Origin of the sequence: Oxobacter pfennigii (genome assembly GCF_001317355.1) — a bacterium.
Taxonomy (GTDB): domain Bacteria; phylum Bacillota; class Clostridia; order Clostridiales; family Oxobacteraceae; genus Oxobacter; species Oxobacter pfennigii.
The window spans coordinates 1-1,382 of record NZ_LKET01000049.1; the positions used below are offsets into that span (position 1 = coordinate 1).

At 52.0% G+C, this 1,382-nt stretch carries 1 rRNA gene; it reads left to right on the forward strand.

What is annotated here, in order from left to right:
- A 16S ribosomal RNA gene (locus OXPF_RS17195) occupies nt 1-1,302 on the forward strand; the annotation flags it as partial.
- Between the last annotated feature and the right edge of the window lie 80 nt (nt 1,303-1,382).

Genomic DNA, 1,382 nt, shown 5'->3' on the forward strand with positions numbered 1-1,382 from the left:
ATCCGCTATGAGATGGACCCGCGGCCCATTAGCTAGTTGGTGAGATAGCAGCCCACCAAGGCGACGATGGGTAGCCGATCTGAGAGGATGAACGGCCACATTGGAACTGAGACACGGTCCAGACTCCTACGGGAGGCAGCAGTGGGGAATATTGCGCAATGGGGGAAACCCTGACGCAGCAACGCCGCGTGAGTGAAGAAGGCCTTCGGGTCGTAAAGCTCTTTAATCAGGGATGATAATGACAGTACCTGAGGAATAAGCCACGGCTAACTACGTGCCAGCAGCCGCGGTAATACGTAGGTGGCGAGCGTTGTCCGGAATTACTGGGCGTAAAGGGTGCGTAGGCGGAAACTTAAGTCAGATGTGAAAGCCCGGGGCTTAACTTCGGGATTGCATTTGAAACTGAGTTTCTAGAGTGCAGGAGAGGAAAGCGGAATTCCTAGTGTAGCGGTGAAATGCGTAGATATTAGGAAGAACACCAGTGGCGAAGGCGGCTTTCTGGACTGTAACTGACGCTGATGCACGAAAGCGTGGGGAGCAAACAGGATTAGATACCCTGGTAGTCCACGCTGTAAACGATGAGTGCTAGGTGTAGGGGGTATCGACACCCTCTGTGCCGCAGCAAACGCAATAAGCACTCCGCCTGGGGAGTACGGTCGCAAGACTAAAACTCAAAGGAATTGACGGGGGCCCGCACAAGCAGCGGAGCATGTGGTTTAATTCGAAGCAACGCGAAGAACCTTACCAGGGCTTGACATCTAACAAATCCTTCAGAGATGAGGGAGTGCCCTTCGGGGAATGTTAAGACAGGTGGTGCATGGTTGTCGTCAGCTCGTGTCGTGAGATGTTGGGTTAAGTCCCGCAACGAGCGCAACCCTTGTCATTAGTTGCTAACATTAAGTTGAGCACTCTAATGAGACTGCCGGGGACAACTCGGAGGAAGGTGGGGATGACGTCAAATCATCATGCCCCTTATGTCCTGGGCTACACACGTGCTACAATGGCTAGAACAATGAGAAGCAAAACTGCGAAGTGGAGCAAATCTAAAAAACTAGTCCCAGTTCGGATTGATGGCTGCAACCCGCCATCATGAAGCCGGAGTTGCTAGTAATCGCGAATCAGCATGTCGCGGTGAATACGTTCCCGGGCCTTGTACACACCGCCCGTCACACCATGAGAGTCTGCAACACCCGAAGCCTGTGAGCTAACTATATGAGGCAGCAGTCGAAGGTGGGGCCGATGATTGGGGTGAAGTCGTAACAAGGTAGCCGTATCAGAAGGTGCGGCTGGATCACCTCCTTTCTAAGGAGACACGGTATGGCAATAGTCATATCTACTTCTTAAGTCGAGACACATATCTTACACTGTTTAATTTTGAGGGA